At 57.8% G+C, this 24,014-nt stretch carries 25 protein-coding genes and 1 pseudogene; 14 read left to right on the top strand and 12 right to left on the bottom strand.

Translation table 11 applies throughout. The features are described from left to right. Positions 1-33: 33 nt before the first annotated feature. From recX to ACZRKZ_RS11430, 6 genes and pseudogenes are all read right to left on the bottom strand, one after another. Positions 34-501, bottom strand: coding sequence for a recombination regulator RecX (gene recX, locus ACZRKZ_RS11455; RefSeq protein ID WP_133099669.1), 468 nt, complete (start codon positions 499-501; stop codon positions 34-36). A gap of 8 nt (positions 502-509) precedes the next feature. Continuing rightward, entirely contained in the window at positions 510-1,562 is a 1,053-nt protein-coding gene (gene recA / locus ACZRKZ_RS11450) for a recombinase RecA (RefSeq protein ID WP_463966981.1), read from the bottom strand. An 83-nt stretch (positions 1,563-1,645) separates the two neighbouring features. Beyond that, positions 1,646-2,146 carry a CinA family protein gene (locus tag ACZRKZ_RS11445; RefSeq protein WP_463981647.1) on the bottom strand — a complete coding sequence of 167 codons (501 nt, stop codon included), beginning with the start codon at positions 2,144-2,146 and terminating at the stop codon, positions 1,646-1,648. Between the two features lie 81 nt (positions 2,147-2,227). Beyond that, positions 2,228-2,395 (bottom strand): annotated as a pseudogene (locus ACZRKZ_RS11440) (lysis protein); the annotation flags it as partial. 59 nt (positions 2,396-2,454) lie between these two features. Continuing rightward, positions 2,455-2,799, bottom strand: coding sequence for a phage holin family protein (locus ACZRKZ_RS11435; RefSeq protein ID WP_463981646.1), 345 nt, complete (start codon positions 2,797-2,799; stop codon positions 2,455-2,457). Between the two features lie 590 nt (positions 2,800-3,389). Continuing rightward, the gene (locus tag ACZRKZ_RS11430; RefSeq protein ID WP_149411892.1) at positions 3,390-4,124 is read right to left on the bottom strand and encodes a LexA family transcriptional regulator; all 735 of its coding nucleotides are present in this window, start codon (positions 4,122-4,124) and stop codon (positions 3,390-3,392) included. Positions 4,125-4,322: 198 nt separating this feature from the next. Here ACZRKZ_RS11430 and mutS point away from each other — a divergent pair, with 198 nt between their 5' ends. Beyond that, a complete protein-coding gene (gene mutS / locus ACZRKZ_RS11425; protein WP_463981645.1) occupies positions 4,323-6,914 on the top strand; it encodes a DNA mismatch repair protein MutS in 2,592 nt (863 codons plus the stop codon). 142 nt (positions 6,915-7,056) lie between these two features. After that, positions 7,057-7,380 carry a ferredoxin FdxA gene (gene fdxA, locus ACZRKZ_RS11420; RefSeq protein ID WP_133099675.1) on the top strand — a complete coding sequence of 108 codons (324 nt, stop codon included), beginning with the start codon at positions 7,057-7,059 and terminating at the stop codon, positions 7,378-7,380. A gap of 484 nt (positions 7,381-7,864) precedes the next feature. On the opposite strand, the gene apbC is transcribed toward fdxA, so the two are convergent. Beyond that, complete coding sequence (apbC, locus tag ACZRKZ_RS11415; RefSeq protein ID WP_463967028.1) at positions 7,865-8,959, bottom strand: iron-sulfur cluster carrier protein ApbC; 1,095 nt, start codon at positions 8,957-8,959, stop codon at positions 7,865-7,867. Between the two features lie 171 nt (positions 8,960-9,130). Here apbC and metG point away from each other — a divergent pair, with 171 nt between their 5' ends. The 8 genes from metG (at position 9,131) to ACZRKZ_RS11375 (ending at position 16,100) form a co-directional block, all read left to right on the top strand. Further along, complete coding sequence (gene metG / locus ACZRKZ_RS11410) at positions 9,131-11,182, top strand: methionine--tRNA ligase (protein WP_463981644.1); 2,052 nt, start codon at positions 9,131-9,133, stop codon at positions 11,180-11,182. Between the two features lie 100 nt (positions 11,183-11,282). Further along, positions 11,283-11,861 carry an Rnf-Nqr domain containing protein gene (locus ACZRKZ_RS11405; RefSeq protein ID WP_463981643.1) on the top strand — a complete coding sequence of 193 codons (579 nt, stop codon included), beginning with the start codon at positions 11,283-11,285 and terminating at the stop codon, positions 11,859-11,861. Beyond that, positions 11,858-13,066 carry an electron transport complex subunit RsxB gene (gene rsxB, locus ACZRKZ_RS11400; protein WP_463981642.1) on the top strand — a complete coding sequence of 403 codons (1,209 nt, stop codon included), beginning with the start codon at positions 11,858-11,860 and terminating at the stop codon, positions 13,064-13,066. The genes ACZRKZ_RS11405 and rsxB overlap by 4 nt, the downstream gene beginning before the upstream one ends. After that, entirely contained in the window at positions 13,053-14,039 is a 987-nt protein-coding gene (locus tag ACZRKZ_RS11395) for an RnfABCDGE type electron transport complex subunit D (RefSeq protein WP_463981641.1), read from the top strand. The genes rsxB and ACZRKZ_RS11395 overlap by 14 nt, the downstream gene beginning before the upstream one ends. Continuing rightward, on the top strand, positions 14,036-14,647 hold the full coding sequence (locus ACZRKZ_RS11390; protein WP_463981640.1) for an RnfABCDGE type electron transport complex subunit G: 612 nt from the start codon (positions 14,036-14,038) through the stop codon (positions 14,645-14,647). Before ACZRKZ_RS11395 ends, ACZRKZ_RS11390 begins: the two co-directional genes overlap by 4 nt. Further along, positions 14,640-15,146, top strand: coding sequence for an Rnf-Nqr domain containing protein (locus ACZRKZ_RS11385; RefSeq protein ID WP_463981639.1), 507 nt, complete (start codon positions 14,640-14,642; stop codon positions 15,144-15,146). The genes ACZRKZ_RS11390 and ACZRKZ_RS11385 overlap by 8 nt, the downstream gene beginning before the upstream one ends. Positions 15,147-15,171: 25 nt before the next feature. Beyond that, positions 15,172-15,810, top strand: coding sequence for an endonuclease III (gene nth / locus ACZRKZ_RS11380; protein ID WP_463967035.1), 639 nt, complete (start codon positions 15,172-15,174; stop codon positions 15,808-15,810). 107 nt (positions 15,811-15,917) lie between these two features. Beyond that, on the top strand, positions 15,918-16,100 hold the full coding sequence (locus ACZRKZ_RS11375; protein WP_463967036.1) for a PA3496 family putative envelope integrity protein: 183 nt from the start codon (positions 15,918-15,920) through the stop codon (positions 16,098-16,100). 77 nt (positions 16,101-16,177) lie between these two features. Here ACZRKZ_RS11375 and ACZRKZ_RS11370 read toward each other — a convergent pair whose 3' ends face one another. The 3 genes from ACZRKZ_RS11370 to ACZRKZ_RS11360 form a co-directional block, all read right to left on the bottom strand. Next, positions 16,178-16,810, bottom strand: a complete 633-nt coding sequence (locus ACZRKZ_RS11370) for a response regulator (RefSeq protein ID WP_463981638.1) — start codon at positions 16,808-16,810, stop codon at positions 16,178-16,180. A 645-nt stretch (positions 16,811-17,455) separates the two neighbouring features. Continuing rightward, entirely contained in the window at positions 17,456-18,673 is a 1,218-nt protein-coding gene (locus tag ACZRKZ_RS11365) for an argininosuccinate synthase (protein WP_133099687.1), read from the bottom strand. Positions 18,674-18,801: 128 nt separating this feature from the next. Next, positions 18,802-19,710, bottom strand: coding sequence for a flagellar protein MotY (locus ACZRKZ_RS11360; protein ID WP_463967038.1), 909 nt, complete (start codon positions 19,708-19,710; stop codon positions 18,802-18,804). Positions 19,711-19,866: 156 nt separating this feature from the next. Here ACZRKZ_RS11360 and pyrC point away from each other — a divergent pair, with 156 nt between their 5' ends. After that, positions 19,867-20,913: a dihydroorotase gene (pyrC, locus tag ACZRKZ_RS11355; RefSeq protein ID WP_463981637.1), complete on the top strand. Its 1,047-nt coding sequence runs from the start codon at positions 19,867-19,869 to the stop codon at positions 20,911-20,913. Continuing rightward, on the top strand, positions 20,910-21,581 hold the full coding sequence (gene rnt / locus ACZRKZ_RS11350; protein WP_149411053.1) for a ribonuclease T: 672 nt from the start codon (positions 20,910-20,912) through the stop codon (positions 21,579-21,581). Before pyrC ends, rnt begins: the two co-directional genes overlap by 4 nt. A 66-nt stretch (positions 21,582-21,647) precedes the next feature. On the opposite strand, the gene ACZRKZ_RS11345 is transcribed toward rnt, so the two are convergent. Next, positions 21,648-22,250, bottom strand: a complete 603-nt coding sequence (locus tag ACZRKZ_RS11345; RefSeq protein WP_463981636.1) for a peroxiredoxin — start codon at positions 22,248-22,250, stop codon at positions 21,648-21,650. A gap of 324 nt (positions 22,251-22,574) precedes the next feature. On the opposite strand from ACZRKZ_RS11345, the gene ACZRKZ_RS11340 reads away from it, so the two are divergent. Continuing rightward, positions 22,575-22,793, top strand: coding sequence for a bacterioferritin-associated ferredoxin (locus ACZRKZ_RS11340; protein ID WP_133099692.1), 219 nt, complete (start codon positions 22,575-22,577; stop codon positions 22,791-22,793). A gap of 199 nt (positions 22,794-22,992) precedes the next feature. Further along, positions 22,993-23,463 (top strand): bacterioferritin, encoded by a 471-nt coding sequence (gene bfr, locus ACZRKZ_RS11335; protein WP_463981635.1) that lies wholly within the window; start codon positions 22,993-22,995, stop codon positions 23,461-23,463. 171 nt (positions 23,464-23,634) lie between these two features. Here the strand turns inward: bfr and grxD are convergent, their stop codons facing one another. After that, a complete protein-coding gene (grxD, locus tag ACZRKZ_RS11330) occupies positions 23,635-23,976 on the bottom strand; it encodes a Grx4 family monothiol glutaredoxin (RefSeq protein WP_133099694.1) in 342 nt (113 codons plus the stop codon). Positions 23,977-24,014 lie beyond the last annotated feature (38 nt).

Genomic DNA, 24,014 nt, shown 5'->3' with positions numbered 1-24,014 from the left:
TAGCGGGCCCTTTTTATATGCATCTATCAACACTCAGTCGTCCATATCCCGACCACTCAATAGGCGGCTGATCATCTCCATCGAGAATCCACGATAACTCAGAAAACGTCCCTGCTTCGCACGCTCGCGGACATCAATCGGCAGATGTCCGGCAAACTTGCGCCGCCAAGTGTCTTCCAGTTGCGCCTGCCAACTGATACCGCACTCACGCAAGGCGAGATCAATATCAGCACGTTGCAGGCCACGCTGGCTCAGCTCCTCGCGAATCCGCGCAGGGCCGTATCCAGAACGGGCTCGATAGGAAACAAAACTCTCAAGATAACGGGCTTCCGAAAGCAGTCCCTCTTCCGTCAAACGGTCAAGAGCTGTGTCGATCATCTCGGGAGAGGCGCCGCGCTGACGCAGTTTACGCGTCAGCTCGACTCGACCGTGCTCGCGTCGCGCGAGCAGGTCCATTGCAGTGCGCCGTACGGCGACAAGTGTATCCAGTACAACGGTCATCATTTAGCTCAGATGTCAGCGTCGGCCAGGTCGTCAGCGGTTTCTCTGGTCGAGTTTGCTTTGACATCGGCTGGCGGAGTCAGCAGCTTGTCGCGGATCTGCTTCTCAAGAGTTGCAGCGATATCCGGGTTGTCTGCCAGGAACTTGGCCGAGTTGGCCTTACCCTGACCGATCTTGCTACCGTTGTAGGCATACCAAGCACCGGACTTCTCAACGAAGCCGTGCAGCACGCCCAGGTCGATCATCTCGCCGTTCAGGTAGATACCCTTGCCATAGAGAATCTGGAATTCGGCCTGACGGAACGGCGGAGCCACCTTGTTCTTCACGACTTTGACGCGGGTCTCACTACCGACCACTTCGTCGCCTTCCTTCACCGCGCCAGTACGGCGGATGTCCAGACGGACCGACGCGTAGAATTTCAGCGCGTTACCACCGGTGGTGGTTTCCGGGCTGCCAAACATCACGCCGATCTTCATCCGAATCTGGTTGATGAAGATCACCAGGCAGTTGGCGTTCTTGATGTTACCGGTGATTTTACGCAGGGCCTGGGACATCAGACGGGCTTGCAGGCCAACGTGCATGTCGCCCATTTCGCCTTCGATCTCAGCTTTTGGTACCAGGGCAGCCACGGAGTCGATAACAATCACGTCGACAGCGTTGGAACGCACCAGCATGTCGGTAATCTCTAGGGCCTGCTCACCGGTATCCGGTTGAGATACCAACAGGTCGTCAACGTTGACGCCCAGTTTGCCAGCGTATTCAGGGTCCAGCGCGTGCTCGGCATCGACGAACGCGCAGGTGGCGCCCATCTTTTGCGCCTGGGCAATCACCGACAGCGTCAGAGTGGTTTTACCGGAAGATTCAGGACCGTAGATTTCAACGATACGGCCTTTTGGCAGGCCGCCAATGCCGAGCGCGATGTCCAGACCTAGAGAGCCAGTGGAAATAGCCGGGATCGCCTGACGGTCATGATCGCCCATACGCATTACGGCACCCTTGCCGAATTGACGTTCGATCTGACCCAGGGCCGCAGCCAAGGCTTTCTTCTTGTTGTCGTCCATTAAAGTCCTCACGTAATCAATAAGGCCTGACGGCCAACACCTGTATAAGTAGACAGTATTGTTCCACAAAGATCCGGGATCGCCTACCCCTGATTTTCTATTTCTATTGCAGCTCGTCGCAACAACCCCTCTAACGCGGCCTTTACCGTTTGTCGGCGAACCTCATCGCGGTTGCCAGGAAAATGCTGGCACTCGGCCGTGACGTCCTCGCCAACACCCCAGGCCAGCCATACGGTGCCCACCGGCTTGTCCGGCGAACCGCCATCGGGCCCCGCCACGCCGCTGACGGCTACAGCAAAACGCGACAGGCTTTTCTCCTGGGCGCCCTTGACCATGGCCTCAACCACTTCACGGCTGACGGCGCCAACTTTGGGGAACAGTGTTTCCGGCACATTCAGCTGGCGGGTTTTTTGTCGATTGGAGTAGGTGACGTACCCCGCCTCGAACCAGGCCGAGCTTCCTGGAATACGCGTGATCGCTTCGGCAATACCGCCGCCGGTGCAGGACTCGGCAGTGGTGACATAGGCATTGAGCACCTGCAAACATCGGCCCAGTTCAGCGGCAAGTTGGGTAATTTCCTTCACGGTCGTCTCCAGGAGCGGGCGGGCGAATGCCTACCCTACAGGAGCGTATCGCCCATGCAAGATGCAGACTGGAACAAGATGCTAACGAACGATAGTCCGCCCATAAGCCTGGCAGGCCCGCAGTGCAGTCAGTCCGTTATCGCCGGCAGCGGTGCTGCTGATAACTCGTTGAGCATGCGCCGGGGCAAGTCGGGCTCGTGGGGCTCCATGAACCACGCCGCCGGAGATGGTGGTGGTAGGCACTGAGCAGCGAACAGTAGTTGTGAAGGTTTTTCGATACGCGTCATCAAGTAGCTTCCTTGCAACGATCACTGCTGGTCCGGACGGCGGTTGGGTGGCTCATTCACCCCGATCCGCTTGGCCGCCCAACGCTCATAAAGCCCGATAGCCACGTCCGCACCGGCCATGGCCGTCAGGCAACCAATGGCACCAGCGGTCCAGATCGACATGCCGGCGGCGTACAACAACATCAATGCCGAAACCCCGCAGACCATGCAGGCCCCGGAGCGCAGGGCCAGGCGTCGGACCAGTGCCCAACCGCGGGCGCCTTCTTTATCGGCGCGCCACATTTCTCCGGAAACGCCGCCGATTACCGCCAATACGATGACCAGCCAGATAGGTATTTCCGCTAACGCTTGCTGCTCGTTTGTCATGTCACGCCTCCTGGAATGAGTGATACCGGCAGGTCACCGGTTGTTTGATAAATCGGTGTGCATATGTAGGTAGGCATTCCAAAAAGCCCGGTTACCCGGGCTTTTCAGTAATGCGGTCCTTGGGCACTACTGGCGCGGTACGGATCTTTCCTCAATGTTTTTTCCGACCACGATCCCTGTCTGCCGGATAACTGCTTTTGGTGCTTTACGCTGCACACCCGGGTCAGTTGCCAACCCTCTGAACCGTTAAGGCCGATTCATCGCTGCCTGTTGTAAAACCGTGAAACTAAAGAGCGTCGGCTTCCTTGCCGGTGTTGCCTGGCATCCGTGCCACCGCTCGGTGGCGTCCATGCCGGTATTACGTGCTTTCCCTGTCTTCCTTGGCGGCTTCCTTGCCACCTCCACCAAGCCTTGTTGGCTGGCTTGAGACAAAGAATATGCATGTATGCATATACAGTCAATGCACAAATGCATTTATGTTCAGAAATTTAATGCGCAAATGCATTAGCGCCCGCAAACAAGGGGATTGGCAGTTTTGCGCAGGTGAAAAAAAACCCGCTCGGTGGCGGGCTTTGTCTTACAGAAGAGGGTTAACGAGCGTACATGCCCCACCAGAAAACGTGACCGAGGATGCTGATCTGTTCTTCCTGGATTTCCTGGAAGCTGTAGTCCTCGTCCGGATGCTCGTCGCGATTGAAGCTGCGCAGGCGAATCCCCGAAGGCAAGCGATAGAGCTGTTTGACCCGCAATTGACCGTTGTGATTGATGGCATACAAGTCACCATCAACGATGTCGCCAATCCCGCACTTGCCGGCATTGACTCCCACCGTCGCGCCGTCTCGCAACACCGGCAGCATGCTGTTACCGCGTACCGTCACGCATTTAGCCTGGTCGAACTGCACACCATTGTGGCGCAGGCTGCGTTTGCCAAAACGCAGGCTGGCCTTCTCACTTTCCTCGATGACGAATCTTCCTGATCCAGCAGCCAATTCAACCTCGCGCAGAAAGGGGATCGACACCTCGTCATCGTTGATGGGGGTATCGTCGTCCCACAGGCTTATGTCCTTGAGTTCCGAATGCATCGGGTCACGCTCGTCTCCCCGCGCAGGCGCCAACGTTGCGCGCCCGCGCAGTTGGTCAGTGCTGACGCGAAAGTACTCGGCGATGCGGGAGATGTGCTTGTCCGACGGGTCAACGATCTTGCCGCTGAGAATCCGTGACAGTGTGGATTGAGGCACGCCAGTACGCCGGTGAAGCTCCGTGGGGGAGATCCCGTCGCGATCCAGCAGCTCTCTTAAGACAATGGAAACGTTGCGTTTTTGCATAAAGCGGATACTGAAGGTAGTTTTGGTGGATGGCAAATGCTATCTAGCATATTTAATGCATAAAAAATGCATTTATACCTGGCCGCTTGTGAACTGCAGACCCCAGACCTTGCGTGTTAACCTTGCGCCCATCGCAAAAAATGCTGGGCCAAGCGCCCCCTTTGCCCCATCACTTTCAACGAATTCGCTAAGTATCCGATGAGTAAAAACACTTCCGATCTGTCCTCCCACACCCCAATGATGCAGCAGTACTGGCGCCTGAAAAACCAGCACCCTGATCAGTTAATGTTCTATCGCATGGGCGATTTCTACGAGATCTTCTACGAAGACGCGAAGAAGGCAGCCAAGTTGCTGGACATTACCCTGACGGCGCGCGGGCAGTCGGCAGGGCAAGCGATTCCGATGTGTGGGATTCCTTACCATGCCGCGGAAGGCTACCTGGCGAAGTTGGTCAAGCTGGGTGAGTCGGTGGTGATCTGTGAGCAGGTCGGCGACCCGGCGACCAGCAAGGGGCCGGTGGATCGTCAGGTGGTGCGCATCATTACACCGGGGACGGTGAGCGATGAGGCGCTGCTGGATGAGCGTCGGGACAACCTGATCGCAGCGGTGCTGGGGGACGAGCGGCTGTTCGGTCTGGCCGTGCTGGATATCACCAGCGGCAACTTCACCGTGCTGGAGATCAAGGGCTGGGAAAACCTGCTGGCGGAGTTGGAGCGCGTCAACCCGGTAGAACTGATGATTCCGGATGACTGGCCCAAAGACCTGCCGGCGGAAAAACGCCGCGGGACCAAACGTCGTGCGCCGTGGGATTTCGAGCGCGACTCAGCGTTGAAAAGTCTGTGCCAGCAGTTCTCCGTGCAAGACCTCAAGGGCTTTGGTTGCGAAAACCTGACCCTGGCCATCGGTGCCGCAGGTTGCCTGCTCAGCTATGCCAAGGAAACCCAGCGTACCGCCTTGCCGCACCTGCGCAGGCTGCGCCATGAACGCCTGGACGAGACCGTTGTGCTCGATGGCGCCAGCCGTCGCAACCTGGAACTGGACACTAACCTGGCCGGTGGTCGTGATAACACGCTGCAATCGGTCGTCGACCGCTGCCAGACCGCCATGGGCAGCCGCCTGCTGACCCGCTGGTTGAACCGTCCGCTGCGGGATTTGACCGTGCTGCAAGCGCGCCAGTCCTCCATTACCTGCCTGCTGGACGGCTATCGCTTTGAAAAGCTGCAACCGCAGCTCAAGGAAATCGGCGATATCGAACGAATCCTGGCGCGGATTGGCTTGCGTAACGCCCGCCCTCGTGACTTGGCACGCCTGCGTGACGCCCTTGGCGCCCTGCCTGAGCTGCAAGTGGCGATGACAGACCTGGACGCGCCGCACCTCAAGCAACTGGCCGTGACCACCAGCACTTATCCGGAGCTGGCTGCACTGCTGGAAACCGCCATCAACGACAACCCGCCCGCAGTGATCCGCGACGGCGGAGTACTGAAAACCGGTTACGACAGCGAGTTGGACGAACTGCAATCGCTGAGCGAAAACGCCGGGCAGTTCCTGATCGACCTGGAAACGCGCGAAAAAGCCCGCACCGGCCTGGCCAATCTGAAGGTCGGCTACAACCGCATCCACGGCTATTTTATCGAGTTGCCCAGCAAGCAGGCCGAGCAGGCCCCGGCTGACTATATCCGGCGCCAGACCCTTAAAGGTGCAGAGCGCTTCATCACCCCGGAACTCAAGGCCTTTGAAGACAAGGCGTTGTCGGCCAAGAGCCGCGCCCTGGCCCGGGAAAAGATGCTCTATGAAGCCCTGCTCGAAGACCTGATTGGCCGGCTGCCACCGCTGCAGGACACCGCCGCCGCCCTGGCGGAACTGGATGTGCTGAGCAACCTGGCCGAGCGTGCGCTGAACCTAGACCTGAACTGCCCGCGTTTTGTCAGCGAGCCGTGCATGCGCATTGTCCAGGGGCGTCACCCGGTGGTTGAGCAAGTACTGACCACGCCGTTCGTCGCCAACGACCTGTCGCTGGACGACGATACCCGCATGCTGGTGATCACAGGTCCGAACATGGGCGGTAAATCCACCTACATGCGCCAGACCGCATTGATCGTATTGCTGGCCCATATCGGCAGCTTCGTGCCGGCGGCCAGTTGCGAGTTGTCTCTGGTAGACCGGATCTTCACCCGGATCGGTTCCAGCGATGACCTGGCCGGTGGCCGTTCGACCTTTATGGTGGAAATGAGCGAAACCGCCAACATCCTGCACAACGCCACCGACCGCAGCCTGGTGCTGATGGACGAAGTGGGGCGCGGCACCAGCACCTTCGACGGCTTGTCCCTGGCGTGGGCAGCAGCCGAGCGGCTGGCGCATTTACGGGCTTATACGTTGTTTGCCACCCATTACTTCGAACTGACGGTGCTGCCGGAAAACGAACCACTGGTGGCCAACGTGCACCTCAATGCTACCGAGCACAACGAGCGCATCGTGTTCCTGCACCATGTATTGCCAGGGCCAGCGAGCCAGAGTTACGGCCTGGCGGTAGCTCAACTGGCCGGGGTGCCGAGCGAAGTCATCACCCGTGCCCGCGAGCACTTGAGCCGCCTGGAAGCCGCCGCCCTGCCCCACGAGGTTGCCGTGGCCAGTCCGACAAAGGCGGCGAACAAGCCTGGGATTCCGCAACAGAGCGACATGTTCGCCAGCCTGCCCCATCCGGTGTTGGATGAGCTGGCAAAGCTTGACCTAGACGACTTGAGTCCGCGAAAAGCGCTGGAAATGCTCTATGCACTGAAGACACGGGTCTAACGCAGACGCTTGCAAGCTGATAGAATCTCGCGCGGTTTGGGATGCTGCGGGCTTTTAGCCTGGCCCGCAGACTATCGCTCTCAAACCTCGCGAGCCCTGCTGCAAGGGGTTTCGCTGCCGCCGCCTGAGGAGAAAATTAGAAATGACCTTCGTCGTCACCGACAACTGCATCAAATGCAAGTACACCGACTGCGTAGAAGTCTGTCCGGTGGACTGCTTTTACGAAGGCCCGAACTTCCTGGTAATCCATCCGGATGAGTGCATTGACTGCGCCCTGTGTGAACCAGAATGCCCGGCCGTCGCGATTTTCTCCGAGGACGAAGTCCCGGAAAACATGCAGGAATTTATTCAGTTGAACGTCGAACTGGCGGAAATCTGGCCGAACATCACTGAAAAGAAAGAATCCCTGCCCGATGCAGAAGAATGGGATGGCGTGAAAGGCAAGATCAAAGATCTCGAGCGCTGATAGCGTCGCCGCCCCCCAAAAGGCCCCTTGCGGGCCTTTTTGCATTTCAGGAACAGGCTGTTACTTTTCTGCGGGCAAAAAAAGGGGCGGTTTGACCCGCCCACATTTTTTCCCTAGTCCCTGTGTTCCTTTTCATCATCCTGATGAATCGCATCCTGCGATGTTCCTTGAATCATCATTCCTTGATGACCGTGTCAATCCGTGGACACAGGGCTGATATTAGAGAGTTCCCGATTAAGTTCAACGGTATGCAACCGGCTGGACTATCGGCCCGCCGGTCAAGATCATAATAAATAGTTGTTATTTTTCAACAAGATAAAAACAAAACAAAATCATTAAAGCCGTCCATCCCTGGTAAAAAAACCAAACACTTACGAAAAAGTAAGCGAATGCTTACACCAGCAACTACGCAAACTCCACCCAGTGCATGACACAGGCAAGAAAAAGCCCCGACACAGTCGAGGCTTTTTTACCTTCAGGTGAATCAGTCGTCGCTGACAGTGATGGTCGGCATCGCTTGGGCGCCCGCTTCCTGCAAGACGATCCGCGCGCCCACGTGCCGGGCCAGTTCCTGATAAACCATGGCGATCGGGCCATCCGGTTCGGCAACCACGGTAGGCTTACCGCCATCCGCCTGCTCACGAATGTCCATGGACAGCGGCAGCGAGGCCAGTAGCTCAACACCATACTGGGTGGCGAGCTTTTCACCGCCGCCTTCACCGAACAGATGTTCGGCATGGCCGCAGTTGGAGCAGATGTGCACCGCCATGTTTTCCACAACGCCGAGCACCGGGATGTTGACCTTGCGGAACATTTCCACGCCTTTCCTGGCATCCAGCAACGCCAGGTCCTGGGGCGTGGTAACAATCACCGAACCGGCAACAGGCACCTTTTGCGCCAGGGTCAGCTGGATATCACCGGTACCCGGCGGCATGTCGACCACCAGGTAGTCCAGGTCGCCCCAGGCGGTCTGCGTGACCAGTTGCAACAGGGCGCCGGAGACCATCGGCCCGCGCCAGACCATCGGCGTGTTGTCGTCGGTCAAGAAAGCCATGGACATCACTTCCACGCCGTGGGACTCGATCGGCACGAACCACTTCTGGTCCTTGATCTTCGGCCGGGTGCCTTCAGCGATGCCGAACATCACGCCCTGGCTGGGCCCATAGATATCGGCGTCGAGAATCCCCACCCGTGCGCCTTCACGGGCCAGGGCCAGGGCCAGGTTGGCGGCCGTGGTGGATTTGCCCACACCCCCCTTGCCGGAAGCCACGGCCACCACGTTCTTGACGTTGGCCAGGCCCGGAATCTGCGCCTGGGCCTTGTGCGCGGCGATCACACACTGGATATCGACCCTGGCCGTGCGGACACCGTCCATGCCTTCAATAGCCATTTGCAGCATCTGCGCCCAGCCACTCTTGAATAGGCCTGCGGCGTAACCCAGCTCAAGCTGGACAGTGACCTGATCACCCTGGACGTCGATGGCGCGGACACAGCCGGCGCTGACCGGGTCCTGGTTCAGGTAGGGGTCAGTGTACTGGCGAAGGACGGCTTCCACCGCTGCGCGATTGACGGCGCTCATGAGCTACTCCCGAAAAAGACAGACTAAAACAGGCGGTTATCCTAACCGTTCTGCCCCTTGAGCGGGTTGCTTTTGCGGTGATGGAAAACGCTGAAACAACACCACGGGGTGAAATAAATTGCCCGGCGCTTTATAGTGGCCGACCTCCGTTTCATCAAATAGCCGAGCCCCATGTCCGAGCCACGCAAGATCCTCGTCACCAGCGCCCTGCCCTATGCCAATGGTTCTATCCATCTTGGCCATATGCTTGAGTACATCCAGACCGATATGTGGGTGCGCTTCCAGAAGCATCGCGGTAATGAATGCATTTATGTCTGCGCGGACGACGCCCACGGTTCGGCCATCATGTTGCGCGCCGAGAAGGAAGGCATTACCCCGGAACAACTGATCGCCAATGTGCAGGCTGAACACAGCGCCGACTTTGCCGAGTTCCTGGTGGACTTCGATAACTTCCACTCGACCCACGCCGAAGAAAACCGTGAGTTGTCGAGCCAGATCTACCTGCGGTTGCGGGACGCCGGGCACATTGCCACGCGCTCGATCACCCAGTATTTCGACCCGGAAAAGAAAATGTTCCTGGCCGACCGCTTCATCAAGGGCACCTGCCCGAAATGCGGCACCGAAGACCAGTACGGCGACAACTGCGAAAAATGTGGCGCCACCTACGCGCCTACCGACCTGAAAGATCCGAAGTCGGCGATCTCTGGCGCCACTCCGGTGCTCAAGGATTCCCAACACTTCTTCTTCAAGCTCCCGGATTTCCAGCAAATGCTGCAAACCTGGACCCGCAGCGGCACCTTGCAGGACGCCGTGGCCAACAAGATCGCCGAATGGCTGGATGCTGGCCTGCAACAGTGGGACATCTCCCGCGATGCGCCGTACTTCGGTTTCGAAATTCCCGATGAGCCCGGTAAATACTTCTACGTCTGGCTGGACGCACCCATCGGCTACATGGCTAGCTTCAAGAACCTCTGCGCCCGTCGTCCTGAACTGGATTTCGACGCGTTCTGGGGCAAGGACTCCACCGCCGAGCTGTACCACTTCATCGGCAAGGACATCATCAACTTCCACGCCCTGTTCTGGCCGGCGATGCTCGAAGGCTCGGGCTACCGCAAGCCGACCGCCATCAATGTCCACGGCTACCTGACGGTCAACGGCCAGAAGATGTCCAAGTCCCGTGGCACCTTTATCAAGGCACGGACCTACCTGGACCACCTGTCGCCGGAATACCTGCGCTATTACTACGCCTCCAAGCTGGGCCGTGGCGTCGATGACCTGGACCTGAACCTGGAAGACTTCGTACAGAAGGTCAACTCGGACCTGGTGGGCAAGGTTGTCAACATCGCCAGCCGTTGCGCCGGTTTTATCCACAAGGGCAACGCCGGTGTGCTGGTGGCAGAGAATGCCGCACCAGAACTGACCGATGCGTTCCTGGCCGCTGCACCGAGCATCGCTGAAGCCTATGAAGCCCGTGACTTTGCCCGCGCCATGCGCGAGATCATGGGCCTGGCCGACCGCGCCAACGCCTGGATCGCCGACAAGGCGCCGTGGTCGCTGAACAAACAGGAAGGCAAGCAGGCTGAAGTCCAGGCGATCTGCGCCACAGGCATCAACCTGTTCCGCCAACTGGTGATCTTCCTCAAGCCGGTGCTGCCGGTGCTGGCTGCCGATGCCGAGGCGTTCCTCAACGTTGCGCCGCTGACTTGGAATGACCACGCCACCCTGCTCAGCGACCATCAGCTAAATGAGTTCAAGCCGCTGATGACCCGCATCGACCCGGTCAAGGTCCAGGCCATGTCCGACGCTTCGAAAGAAGACCTTGCGGCCAGCCAGACCGATACCGGCGAAACCGCCCCAAAAGGCAACGGTGAGCTGGCGAAAGATCCGCTGTCGGCAGAGATCGACTTCGACGCCTTTGCCGCCATCGACCTGCGAGTCGCGCTGATCCTCAAGGCCGAAGCCGTTGAAGGCGCAGACAAGCTGCTGCGCCTGACCCTGGACATCGGTGACGAGCAGCGCAACGTATTCTCCGGAATCAAGAGCGCCTACCCAGACCCGGCCAAGCTGGAAGGTCGCCTGACCATGATGATCGCCAACCTCAAGCCACGGAAAATGCGCTTCGGCATTTCCGAAGGCATGGTGATGGCGGCCGGTCCTGGCGGTGAAGAAATCTACCTGCTCAGCCCGGACAGTGGCGCCAAGCCTGGCCAACGCATCAAGTAAAACCACCTGTGGCGAGCGGGCAAGCCCGCTCGTCACAGGGCTAGTGCCCCCTCCTCGCTTGCCGGATAATCGGATTCTGCTTGCTTAGCCCGGCATGACCATGACCGATATGCTTCTCACCCTTGTCAGCACGGCCCTGATCAGCAACTTCGTGTTGCAGATGCCGCTGGCTGTCGACCCGGTGCTGGCCTCCAGCGCGGACTCACTCAAGCGAGTGCATGCCCTGGGCGTGGCCACGACCCTGCTGATGCTGCTAAGTGGCATTCTGGGCTATCTGTTTGATCACTATCTTTTGCAGCCACTGGCGCTGACATCCCTGCGACTGTTTATTTTGTTACCGGTCACGGTGTTGTTGATCAAACCGCTGCTAAGCGTGCTATCCCACCAGCTACCCAAGCTGTCGTTCAATGGCCTGTGGCCGTTGCTGCTGGGGAATGCCGGGGTATTGGGCGTGGTATTGCTGGGTACCGAGGACGATAAAGGCCTGGCGCACATGAGCGCCCTGAGCCTGGGCGCTGGCCTGGGTTTCTGGCTGGTGCTGAGCCTGTTCAATGACCTGCGCCAGCGCATAGCCAGCAACGATATCCCACTGCCCTTTCGGGGCTTGCCGGTCGAGCTGATCAGCGCGGGGCTGATGGCCGTGGCCTTTCTGGGTTTCAACGCAATGATCAAACCATGAGCCTGATTCAACGTATCGACGCTTTACTGCCGCAGACCCAGTGTGGCAAATGCGGACACCCCGGCTGCAAACCCTACGCCGAAGGCATCGCCCAGGGCGAAGCCATCAACAAGTGCCCGCCAGGTGGACAGGAAACCATCGCCGGGCTGGCGCAGTTGTTAAACGTGGCTGTGCTGGAACTGGACAGTTCCCGAGGCCAAGCGCCGGCGCAGATCGCCTTTATCCGCGAAGCGGAGTGCATCGGCTGCACCAAGTGCATCCAGGCCTGCCCGATAGATGCCATCGTCGGCGCCGCCAAGCTGATGCATACGGTGATCATCGACGAGTGCACCGGCTGCGACCTGTGTGTCGCGCCCTGCCCGGTTGACTGTATCGAAATGCAGCCGCTGCACCTGGCCACGGTACTGCCGGTTGTCGGCGATCTGGCGACCACCGCCGAGGAGCGCCAGGCCCGCAGCACCAAGCGCGACCACGCCCGGCGCCGCTTCGAACAGCGCAATGCACGCCTGCAGCGCGAAGAAGCGCACAAGCTTGCTGAACGCCTGGCTCGTACCAAACGCCCTGCACCTGTGGATGAAGTGAGCAACAACCCTGTCCAGGCGGCCATTGAGCGGGTTCGCGCACAAAAAGCCGCGGCGATGGACGCGGCGGTGAAAAAGGCCAAGATCAACCTGGCCATGAGCCGGGCCCAGCTCAACAAGTCCCTGAAAGCCTTTGGTCATCCGCCGACATTTGAGCAGCAGTCGCAACTGATCATCCTGCAGCAGCAATTCGAAGTCGCCGAACAGGAATTGTCCTCGCTCGAAGTCAGTATCCCAGTCGTTGCGGCACCAGCAACGCATAAGGACCCAGACCTCAAACGCGCCAAAATCCAGCTGGCAATGCGCCGCTCGGAACTGAAAAAGGCCCAGGACAGCCACGCCGACGCCCAGCAGCTGGCCGCATTGAGTGCCGCGCTGACGGCCGCCGAACAAGCCTTGCACCACGCAGAGGAAGGCAGCGACCAGCCACGACCCGATTTGCAACGGATCGAAAAGCGCCCCATCGACAGCCAGCTTCGCCAGTTGAAAACCTCCCTGGCCTATGCCCGTGCGGACCTGAGCAAACTGGAGCGCCAACCCGCCACCCGCGAAACCGAGCTGGCAGTCGCCCGGCAACACCTCGACGAAGCCCAACGGCTGGTGGACGCCCATGTCAGTACTTGAAACCGTCGACGACCGCCAGCAACAAGCGATGAAACGCGTGCTGCTGGCAACGGTGCCCGGTTTGCTGGTGCTGTTCTGGCTGTACGGCTGGGGGGTGTTGATCAATCTACTGCTGGCCTGCATTTGTGCGTTGACGGTAGAAGCCTGTGTCCATCGCCTGCGCGGTCGCCGCCTCGGCATTCCCGTCAGCGATCTCAGCGGCTTGGTGAGCGCAACCTTGCTGGCCCTGGCACTACCGCCTTATTGTCCGTGGTGGCTATGTGTAGCGGCTGTGAGCAGTGCATTACTGTTGGGCAAACACGTGTATGGCGCCAGCCAGAACCCTTTCAATCCGGCCATGGTCGGTTATGCATTGATGCTGGTCGCCTTTCCTCAACCGATGACCCACTGGCCAGCCTCCCACGGCCTGGACCTGCTGGCCGGCCTGCAACAGGTGTTCGGTATGCAGGGGAATGCCCCCGATGCCTGGGCCCAGGCGACGGCGCTGGATACCCTGCGCATCAATAAAAGTCTGACCATCGACGAACTGTTCGCCAGCAACCCGGCCTTCGGCCATATCGCCGGCAAAGGCAGTGAATGGGTGAACCTGGCATTTCTCATTGGGGGGCTTTTTCTGCTGCAGCGAAGGGTGTTCAGTTGGCACGCGCCAGTGGGAATGCTCGCCAGCCTGTTCGTGATCAGCCTGCTGTTCTGGAACGGCTCCGGGTCCGACTCCCATGGTTCGCCGCTGTTTCATCTGTTCTCTGGCGCGACCATGCTCGGGGCATTTTTTATCGTCACCGAGCCGGTATCGGGCGCCAAAAGCCCGCGATCGCGTTTACTGTTTGGTGCCGGGGTGGGGTTGCTGACGTATCTGATTCGTACGTGGGGCGGTTACCCTGATGGTGTGGCGTTTGCCGTGCTGCTAATGAATCTGGCGGTGCCGGCGCTGGAACGCCTGGCGACGCCCAAACCGCAATCGGTGGACGTATGAAGTCCGCCAGAGGACTCTTGATCGTGCTGTTGGTCGCCGTGACGGGGGCAGCCCTGACCCTGGCCGTGCAGCAACTGACCTCCGGTCGCATCGCCTCGCAGCAACGCGAGCTGCAAAGCCGAGTCTTTCTGGACGCCTTGCCCATCGCAAGTTACGACAACCAGCCACTGGAGCATCCGCTGGCAGTGAAGCCATTGGCACTGAACAACAGCCAACTGCTCAATGGATACCTCGCCACCTTGTCAGGGCAACCCAGCGCCGTGTTGCTGCGCTCTCAAACCACCGGCTACGGCGGTAGCATCGAACTGTTGATCGCCATCGCCAGCAACGGGAAACTGCTGGGCGTGAAAGTCCTGAAACAGTCGGAAACCCCAAGCCTGGGTGGGCATATCACTGAGGCCGGGAATCCCTGGCTCTCGGCGTTCCAGGGACTTTCGCGCAGCAACCCGCAGGATTCGTCCTGGGCCTTGAAGAAAGACAACGGGCAATTCGATCAAATGGCCGGCGCAACCATTACCTCCCGCGCAGTGATCAACGCGGTCCACGATGCCTTGCGTTACTTTGATGAACATCGTCAGCACCTGCTGGAGGTACCTGCCCGTGACTAAATCTGGCGGTCTGGCCGGCTCATTGATGCTTGCGCCGCTGATAGGTGTCAGCGACACACTGCCCAAGGCTCTGAGCTTCTGGGTGCTGGCGGTGTTGATTGTGACAATGTACGGCTTGAGCATGGGGTTGGTGCGAAACAGCCTGAATGGCCGACTGCAACTGATCGCCAGTTCATTGCTGGCCGCGACCTGGGTCAGTTGCGTGCAGTTGGCCTTGCAGGCCTTTGCATTGAGCCTGTCTCGGGACCTGGGCATTTACCTGGCACTGATCAGCGTTCAGTGCGTGCTGCTTGAGTCCACCGGCTTTTTCCAGACCGACCAGGTCAAGGCGCGCCTTCAACTGTTCGGCATATTTGGCCTGCTGCTGGCAGCCCTGGGCCTATTACGCCCTTTATTGGGTGGCAGCTCCTTCGCCACACTCGCATCGGGAGGGTTTATCCTGCTCGGATTGCTGCTCGCCGGGTGGCAGGCCTGGGCCCAACACTCAAAACCACATTGACCGTTTGCAAGGAACCGCTCGCCCCATGAATGCCGCAAAACGCCTGGAAATTTTTCGTCGATTTCACGAAGACAATCCAGAACCGAAAACCGAACTGGCCTACTCCTCGCCGTTCGAGTTGCTGATTGCCGTGATTTTGTCGGCGCAGTCAACGGATGTCGGCGTCAATAAGGCCACCGCCAAATTATTTCCAGTGGCTAACACCCCGGCAGCAATCTACGCCCTTGGTGTTGAAGGATTGTCCGAGTACATCAAGACCATCGGTCTGTACAACAGCAAGGCGAAAAACGTCATAGAGACCTGCCGCATGCTGGTGGAGCTTCACGCCAGTGAAGTGCCGCAAACCCGCGAAGCCCTCGAAGCCCTGCCCGGAGTGGGACGCAAGACCGCCAACGTTGTGCTCAACACGGCGTTTCGCCAACTGACTATGGCGGTGGACACCCATATCTTCCGCGTCAGCAACCGCACCGGGTTGGCACCCGGAAAGAATGTGGTGGAGGTAGAGAAACAGCTGATGAGGTTTATACCCAAGCCTTACTTGCTCGATTCCCACCACTGGCTGATTCTCCATGGGCGCTATGTCTGCCAAGCCCGCAAGCCCCGCTGCGGCAGCTGCCGTATCGAAGATCTGTGCGAATACAAGGAAAAGACTTCCGACGATTGAGTAACTATTGCTTTTATTGATCAGTCGATTGAAAAAATCTTTTTTACCCGGTCGACGTTTATCGTTATAAGGAGCGCCAACGGCAGTCTTAGCCTGGAGTTAACCTTATGAGCACTGGCAAGGAACAACTGGATGCAGAAGACGACTTTGTTGCCGCGGAATCTGATGAGGCAACGGAGGCGCCGGTAGAGGTGGCCAAGACCAATCTGAGCAAACGCCGCACCATCGATAACCTATTGGAAGAGCGACGCTTGCGAAAGCAACTGGCTGATTACGATTTCGATCTCTGATTACGACAGGTCATGAGCAGAAGCCTCCCTTGCGGAGGCTTTTTTCTGCCCATTTCAGGCCCGAGGCTTTGCGTCTGCTAGACCAGACCGTTGCGTTGAGCCAACTCGATCAGGTCAACCAGGGACCGCGCATTGAGCTTCAGTAACAAGCGCGTTTTGTAGGTACTCACGGTTTTGTTACTCAGGAACACTCCATCGGCGATCTCCTTGTTGGTCTTGCCCCGGGCCAGTTGCTGCAGCACCATCATTTCCCGCCCGGAAAGACGCTCGACCATCTGCGCCTCACTGGCGTTACCCAACGTGGATCGCACGGAGTTGAGTGCCTGGTTGGGGAAATAGCTGTAGCCAGACAGCACGGCCTTGATAGCGCTCAAGAGCTCGGTCAGATCCTGCTGTTTACACACGTAACCCGCAGCGCCTGCCTGCATGCAACGCATGGAGAAGTGTCCTGGGGCCTGAGATGTCAGCACCAGCACCTTGAAGGGCTGAGCTTGTTTAGTGGAGGACAATCTGCAAATAACTTCCAGACCATCAAGTTTGGGAATACCAATATCAAGTATGACGATGTCAGGCATATGTTCGCGGGCAAGTTGTAAAGCATCGACACCGTTGTCGGTCTCGGCGACGACCTCGTAACCATGACGTTCCATTAGCATACGTACAGCAAGACGAATGACGGGATGATCATCCACGATCAGCACTTTATTCATGGGCAAGTCCAATTTCGCTGTTCGAGTTATTTAGAGCCAGCACAATAGCCTAGTCGTTTCCTCCTTGGCATAGCTCGCCCCCCCAAGCAACAGCAATCAGAGACCCACCCCACAAGGAGATAGGATTTAGCCTACAAAAAAACGTCAGCAAGGGTGTATCGCATGTTATTTGACCTTTCAGAATATTCCGCAGGCAAACATATTTTGAGTGAAACACTCCTACACAAAGGGGCTCAGCGTAAATATACCGCACACGAGCCCCAGGAAATGCCCCTTGCCTGCCTTTAACCTTACGCTGCTGACGCGCAGAGTATTAACGTTGTAAACGTTCTCAAGAGAAGTTAGCCGTTAATATTCCTGTAAATCTGACGTATAAGCCAATACCACACACCGATTAACCCTTCCGACACCACAAGGAAGATATCTAAACTTCAACGCCTCAACATCCCCTACAGCAAGCCAGGCAAATTAAACGTAGCGACACATAAACAGAGTTACCAAACCAGCGTTTAAAAAATTAAACCGATGCGACGCACTGGCTCCCCTCCATCAATAAAACACTATAAAAAAGTTCGGACTCCCCATAATTTCCAGTAAAAAAAAAGCCCCTTAAACAAGGGGCCTTTTCACAACAGCGCAGATATTTCAGAACAACTTACGGCCCTTGTTGGCCGCAATGCGCATGCGCAGTGCATTGAGCTTGATGAAGCCGGCCGCGTCCGCCTGGTTGTAGGCACCGCCATCTTCTTCAAAAGTAGCGATGTTGGCATCGAACAGCGACTCGTCCGACTTGCGCCCGGTGACGATGACGTTGCCCTTGTACAGTTTCAGGCGCACAACACCGCTCACGTGGGCCTGGGAAGCGTCGATCATCTGTTGCAGCATCAGACGCTCAGGGCTCCACCAGTAGCCGGTGTAGATCAGGCTGGCGTACTTGGGCATCAACTCGTCTTTGAGGTGAGCGACTTCACGGTCCAGGGTGATGGACTCAATGGCGCGGTGAGCACGCAGCATGATGGTGCCGCCTGGGGTTTCGTAGCAGCCACGGGACTTCATGCCCACGTAACGGTTCTCGACGATGTCCAGACGGCCAATACCGTGCTCGCCACCGATACGGTTCAAAGTCGCCAATACGGTGGCAGGGGTCATTTCGACGCCGTCCAGCGCGACGATGTCGCCGTTGCGGTAGGTCAGCTCCAGGTACTGTGCAGTGTCAGGCGCGTTCTCCGGGGAGACGGTCCATTTCCACATGTCTTCTTCGTGCTCGGTCCAGGTGTCTTCCAGCACGCCGCCTTCATAGGAGATGTGCAGCAAGTTGGCGTCCATCGAGTACGGGGACTTCTTCTTGCCGTGGCGCTCGATCGGAATGTTGTGCTTTTCAGCGTAATCCATCAGCTTTTCACGAGACAGCAGGTCCCATTCGCGCCAAGGGGCAATCACTTTCACACCAGGCTTCAACGCATAGGCGCCCAGTTCGAAACGCACCTGGTCGTTGCCCTTGCCGGTGGCGCCATGGGAAATGGCGTCAGCGCCGGTTTCGTTGGCGATTTCGATCAGGCGCTTGGCAATCAACGGACGTGCAATGGAGGTACCCAGCAGGTACTCGCCTTCGTAGACGGTGTTGGCGCGAAACATCGGGAAGACGAAATCGCGGACGAACTCTTCGCGCAGGTCGTCAATGTAGATCTCTTTCACGCCCATGGCTTGCGCCTTGGCACGTGCAGGTTCGACCTCTTCGCCCTGACCCAGGTCAGCGGTGAAGGTCACCACTTCACAGTTATAAGTATCCTGCAGCCACTTGAGGATCACCGAAGTGTCCAGGCCGCCGGAATACGCGAGAACGACCTTGTTTACGTCGGCCATGCCATCACTCCACGGGTTTTACGGAAAGGCGTCGATTCTACCGATCAAAACCGTGAATTTACAGGGGCGCGACAGCAAATGAAGATAAAGCGACAGATTCTGTCGGGCGGGCGACGAATAGCCGCACCTCAGGAGGTGGAGGCGGCGCTACTCGGGGCCTTCGCCTGGGGCGTAGGCTTCTCGGGGGCCGGCACCCGCTCCAGATGAATATTGACACGGCGATTCTTCGCCCGGTTGCCTGGATTGGTGTTCGGTGCCAGCGGGTAACGTTCGCCGTGAAAACGCAAGACAATCTGCGATTCAGGGATGCCGTTGGCCTTGAGAAAGTCCATCACCGCCAGGCCGCGACGCCTTGAAAGGTCACGATTGGCCAGGCGATTGCCGCTGTTGTCCGAGTGGCCGTCCAACTCGATATGATTGACGGTCGGATCGGCCTTGATGAATTCCAGCATCACCAACAGTTTGGCCTTGGCAGCGGCGTCCAGATCGATGCCACCACCGGGAAAACCTACCTCGGCCTGTTTGACCTGCTCGAAATTCATCGGCAGCAATTTCGCGGTACACAACTGATAGTCGCTGTAGGCCTTGTTGAACTTCGCCGGCAATAGACGTATTTCGGAGTAACCCCCATCGCGGCCGTAGTGGCGCACCGTCGGGCTGCGGCCATCGAGCAAGCCATTGAATAAACGCCCGGCCTGGGCCTGGGAGCTGTTGAACAGCACATCACCGCTACCGGCACGCACTGCTCCCAGATTGATATCACCGCGCCCCGGCTGCCACGGCGCTGCTGCCGCCAATAGTGTCGCGGAACCTGCACCCAGAGAGCCGTTATAGGCTTTCAGGCGAAATGTTGCCTGCTCGCCCGCACGGCGCACGAACTCGCCAGAACCAAAATCGCTGATCGGCTGGCTCAAGCGACACTCGAATTTGTCGCCTTCTACCTTCCACTCAATATTCTCCAGACGGGTCTGGAACGTGAGGGCCATCGCGGGCAAGCTGGCGAACACACTGAGCAGGGCTAGATAATGCTGGCGCACGGGAGGCTCCATTGGTTTCTACAACACATCAAGGCGTCATACATCGTTAAGGCATACCCAGGGATATCGGTCGCATCCTGCAAAACTTGATAGCGAGTGCCTGCAAGAGTCTTTTCCGGTAGCATTCCCACCAGATTGACCCGCCTGGAATCCCCAATGTCCGACCGCCTGACCCTGCTGCGTCCCGACGACTGGCATATTCATCTTCGCGATGGTGCAGCGTTGCCCCAAACCGTGGCCGATGTAGCGCGCACGTTTGGCCGCGCCATCATCATGCCTAACCTGGTACCTCCGGTGCGTAACGCCGCGGAAGCCGACGCCTATCGCCAGCGCATTCTCGCTGCACGACCGGCCGGTAGCCGCTTCGAACCGTTGATGGTGCTGTACCTGACCGACCGTACCCAGCCCGAAGAAATTCGCGAGGCCAAGGCCAGCGGCTTTGTCCACGCCGCCAAGATGTACCCGGCCGGCGCAACCACCAACTCAGATTCTGGCGTGACCAGCATAGATAAGATCCTGCCGGCTATCGAAGCCATGGCAGAGGTCGGCATGCCGTTGCTGATCCACGGCGAAGTCACCCGTGGCGATGTCGACGTATTCGATCGCGAGAAGATCTTTATCGACGAGCATATGCGTCGCGTGGTCGAGCTGTTCCCGACCCTTAAAGTCGTGTTCGAACACATCACCACTGCTGATGCCGTGCAGTTCGTCACAGAGGCCTCGGCCAACGTCGGCGCGACCATCACTGCGCATCACTTGCTGTACAACCGCAACCACATGCTGGTGGGCGGGATTCGGCCGCACTTCTACTGCCTGCCGATCCTCAAGCGAAACACCCATCAGGTCGCACTGCTCGATGCCGCCACCAGTGGCAGCGAGAAGTTCTTCCTCGGCACAGACTCCGCGCCCCACGCCCAGCACGCCAAGGAAGCTGCGTGTGGTTGTGCCGGCTGCTACACCGCCTATGCCGCAATCGAGCTGTACGCCGAGGCGTTCGAGCAACGCAACGCCCTGGACAAGCTTGAAGGTTTCGCCAGCCTCAATGGCCCGCGCTTCTACGGGCTGGCGGCGAATACCGACCGCATTACCCTGGTTCGTGAAGACTGGACCGCCCCAACCAGCCTGCCATTTGGCGAGCTGACCGTAATCCCGCTGCGCGCCGGTGAAACACTGCGCTGGCGCCTGCTGGAGGAACACCCGTGAGTGAAGACCATTTCGACGACGACCAGGAACACGGTGGTGGCGGTTCCCGTCACCCGATGGCCGAGCGTTTCCGTGGCTACCTGCCAGTGGTCATTGATGTAGAAACCGGCGGCTTCAACTGCGCCACCGACGCCTTGCTGGAAATTGCTGCCGTCACCATCGGCATGGATGAACAGGGTTTCGTGTTTCCGGAACACACCCACTTCTTTCGCGTCGAACCATTCGAAGGCGCCAACATCGAGGCGGCCGCCCTGGAGTTCACCGGGATCAAGCTCGATCATCCGCTGCGCATGGCCGTCAGCGAAGAAACCGCGCTGACCGACATTTTTCGCGGTGTACGCAAGGCCTTGAAGGCCAATGGCTGCAAACGCGCCATCCTCGTAGGCCACAACAGCAGCTTCGACTTGGGCTTCCTCAACGCCGCCGTGACGCGCCTGGACATGAAACGCAACCCGTTTCATCCGTTCTCCAGTTTCGACACCGCGACGTTGGCAGGTCTGGCCTATGGCCAAACCGTGCTGGCAAAAGCCTGCCAGGCCGCCGGTATCGACTTCGACGGCCGTGAAGCCCACTCGGCCCGCTACGACACCGAGAAGACCGCCGACCTGTTCTGCGGCATCGTCAACCGCTGGAAACAGATGGGTGGCTGGGAAGACTTCAACGACTGAGGTTAAATCCTGCGCATAAAAAAACCGGCCTTCTCAGGCCGGTTTTTTTTGCCGCTAACGTGGTGATTACAGCTTGCTAGCGTTCTCGGTCAGGTAAGCCGCAACGCCTTCTGGCGAAGCGTTCATGCCCTTGTCGCCTTTTTTCCAGTTGGCAGGGCAGACTTCACCGTGCTCTTCGTGAAATTGCAGCGCGTCAACCAGGCGGATCAGCTCTTCCATGTTACGGCCTAGCGGCAGGTCGTTGATGATCTGCGAGCGGACAACGCCCTTGTCGTCGATCAGGAACGCACCACGGAACGCTACGCCGCCTTCGGACTCAACGTCGTAGGCCTTGGCGATGTCGTGCTTCATGTCGGCAGCCATGGTGTATTTTACTTTGCCGATGCCGCCATCATTGATGGCAGTGTTACGCCAGGCGTTGTGGGTGAAATGGGAGTCGATGGAAACGGCTACCACTTCAACATTACGCGCCTTGAAATCGTCCATGCGGTGATCCAGAGCGATCAGCTCCGATGGGCAGACGAAGGTGAAGTCCAGCGGGTAGAAGAACACCAGGCCGTATTTGCCTTTGATGGCTTCAGACAGCTTGAAGCTGTCAACGATTTCGCCATTGCCGAGGACGGCAGGTACATCGAAATCCGGGGCTAGTTTGCCGACGAGTACGCTCATTGGATATCTCCTGATGCAGTGCTGATAAAAGCATGATTGAAGTAAAAAAGGACCCGGCCCAGTCTGCCTTGGGTAAACGACAGGGCTGTGACGCGATCACACTTCGTGAAGACCGACCATCATACACGGCCACTTTGAGCTGTCCTTAGTGGATTTTTCAAATCCCCTGCGCGGGCCGAATGATGGCAAAACGCCCTGCGCACAAACCGTTCATCGGTAAGGGAGCGCTCTAGCCAGGAGCTGACAGAAACTACTTTGACAATCATTCTCGTTAACATTAAGATCCATCGCACTTAAGCCTCAAACCCGCGATGGTTCTCCCTTATGTATGTCTGCCTCTGCACTGGCGTCACCGACGGACAAATCCGCGAAGCAATCTACGAAGGTTGCTGCAGCTACAAAGAAGTGCGTGAAACCACCGGCGTTGCCAGCCAATGCGGCAAATGTGCCTGCCTGGCCAAGCAAGTGGTACGGGAAACCCTGACGAAGCTGCAAAGCGCCCAGGCTGCGATCCCCTACTCTGCAGAATTTACACACGCATAATTGGCGTGTTTTAAAGAACCGGACTTAGTGTCCGGTTTTTTTATGCCCGCAATTCAATCAGTTACCGTCAAGACGCGGAACAAAAACATTCTTATTCCGATTAATTTTCATATATTATTCAATAACTTAGGTTTGACAGTAATCATTGCGCCACTCAAACTCCTGCCTATATACAGCGAATACAGGGCAGAACCCCATCATGAAAGGCGACGTTACAGTCATCCAGCATCTCAACAAAATCCTTGCCAATGAACTGGTCGCGATCAATCAGTACTTCCTGCATGCGCGCATGTATGAAGATTGGGGCCTGGAAAAGCTGGGCAAGCACGAGTACAAAGAATCGATCCAGGCCATGAAGGACGCGGACAAGCTGATCAAGCGCATCCTGTTCCTGGAAGGCCTGCCGAACGTCCAGGACCTGGGCAAGCTGCACATCGGTGAGCACTCCCAGGAAATGATCAACTGCGACCTGAACTTCGAGCGCAAGAGCCACACCAATCTGAAGGCCGCCATCGCTCATTGCGAAACCAAGGGCGACTTCGGCAGCCGCGAGTTGCTGGAAGATATCCTTGAAGACCAGGAAGAGCACATCGACTGGCTGGAAACCCAAGTCGGCCTGATCGACAAAGTAACGATCGAGAATTATCTGCAATCGCAGATGGGTGAATAACCCAAGGAGCGAGCTTGCTCGCGAAGAGCGTTAACGATAACGCAGCGAATCTGGTGTTTCGCGGCGCCTATAAGTTCTTCGCGAGCAAGCTCGCTCCTACAAGTTAGCCACTAAAAAGCCCCGCTCTCTTATCGAGAAGCGGGGCTTTTTATTGCCGGCACCTAAAACAAATCAGGCTTCGGTCTTGTTTGCAGCAGCCGCTTCAACAGCCGCCTTGATAGTGGTCTGCAACGAACCGTCAGCCGCCATCTCGGTCATGATATCGCTACCGCCGACCAGCTCACCGCCGACCCACAGCTGCGGGAAGGTTGGCCAGTTGGCGTACTTCGGCAGGTTGGCGCGGATTTCCGGGTTCTGCAGGATATCCACGTAAGCAAACTTCTCACCGCAAGCCATCACGGACTGGGCGGCCTTCGCGGAAAAGCCACACTGGGGGGCATTCGGCGAGCCTTTCATGTAAAGCAGAACCGTGTTGCTGGCAATCTGCTCTTTAATCGTTTCGATGATATCCATGGAGCACCTCGGCTGGAACTTTGCGACTCACGGGTCGG

Source organism: Pseudomonas sp. c313, assembly GCF_055407145.1.
This window is presented reverse-complemented; position numbering and strand designations above follow the sequence as displayed.

Excerpts from the sequence above, each read along its gene's own strand:
- recX (WP_133099669.1), bottom strand. The coding sequence starts at position 501 with ATGACCGTTGTACTGGATACACTTGTCGCCGTACGGCGCACTGCAATG.
- recA (WP_463966981.1), bottom strand. The coding sequence starts at position 1,562 with ATGGACGACAACAAGAAGAAAGCCTTGGCTGCGGCCCTGGGTCAGATC.
- ACZRKZ_RS11435 (WP_463981646.1), bottom strand. The coding sequence starts at position 2,799 with ATGACAAACGAGCAGCAAGCGTTAGCGGAAATACCTATCTGGCTGGTC.
- ACZRKZ_RS11430 (WP_149411892.1), bottom strand. The coding sequence starts at position 4,124 with ATGCAAAAACGCAACGTTTCCATTGTCTTAAGAGAGCTGCTGGATCGC.
- mutS (WP_463981645.1), top strand. The coding sequence starts at position 4,323 with ATGAGTAAAAACACTTCCGATCTGTCCTCCCACACCCCAATGATGCAG.
- fdxA (WP_133099675.1), top strand. The coding sequence starts at position 7,057 with ATGACCTTCGTCGTCACCGACAACTGCATCAAATGCAAGTACACCGAC.
- apbC (WP_463967028.1), bottom strand. The coding sequence starts at position 8,959 with ATGAGCGCCGTCAATCGCGCAGCGGTGGAAGCCGTCCTTCGCCAGTAC.
- metG (WP_463981644.1), top strand. The coding sequence starts at position 9,131 with ATGTCCGAGCCACGCAAGATCCTCGTCACCAGCGCCCTGCCCTATGCC.
- ACZRKZ_RS11405 (WP_463981643.1), top strand. The coding sequence starts at position 11,283 with ATGACCGATATGCTTCTCACCCTTGTCAGCACGGCCCTGATCAGCAAC.
- rsxB (WP_463981642.1), top strand. The coding sequence starts at position 11,858 with ATGAGCCTGATTCAACGTATCGACGCTTTACTGCCGCAGACCCAGTGT.
- ACZRKZ_RS11395 (WP_463981641.1), top strand. The coding sequence starts at position 13,053 with ATGTCAGTACTTGAAACCGTCGACGACCGCCAGCAACAAGCGATGAAA.
- ACZRKZ_RS11390 (WP_463981640.1), top strand. The coding sequence starts at position 14,036 with ATGAAGTCCGCCAGAGGACTCTTGATCGTGCTGTTGGTCGCCGTGACG.
- nth (WP_463967035.1), top strand. The coding sequence starts at position 15,172 with ATGAATGCCGCAAAACGCCTGGAAATTTTTCGTCGATTTCACGAAGAC.
- ACZRKZ_RS11375 (WP_463967036.1), top strand. The coding sequence starts at position 15,918 with ATGAGCACTGGCAAGGAACAACTGGATGCAGAAGACGACTTTGTTGCC.
- ACZRKZ_RS11370 (WP_463981638.1), bottom strand. The coding sequence starts at position 16,810 with ATGAATAAAGTGCTGATCGTGGATGATCATCCCGTCATTCGTCTTGCT.
- ACZRKZ_RS11365 (WP_133099687.1), bottom strand. The coding sequence starts at position 18,673 with ATGGCCGACGTAAACAAGGTCGTTCTCGCGTATTCCGGCGGCCTGGAC.
- pyrC (WP_463981637.1), top strand. The coding sequence starts at position 19,867 with ATGTCCGACCGCCTGACCCTGCTGCGTCCCGACGACTGGCATATTCAT.
- ACZRKZ_RS11345 (WP_463981636.1), bottom strand. The coding sequence starts at position 22,250 with ATGAGCGTACTCGTCGGCAAACTAGCCCCGGATTTCGATGTACCTGCC.
- ACZRKZ_RS11340 (WP_133099692.1), top strand. The coding sequence starts at position 22,575 with ATGTATGTCTGCCTCTGCACTGGCGTCACCGACGGACAAATCCGCGAA.
- bfr (WP_463981635.1), top strand. The coding sequence starts at position 22,993 with ATGAAAGGCGACGTTACAGTCATCCAGCATCTCAACAAAATCCTTGCC.
- grxD (WP_133099694.1), bottom strand. The coding sequence starts at position 23,976 with ATGGATATCATCGAAACGATTAAAGAGCAGATTGCCAGCAACACGGTT.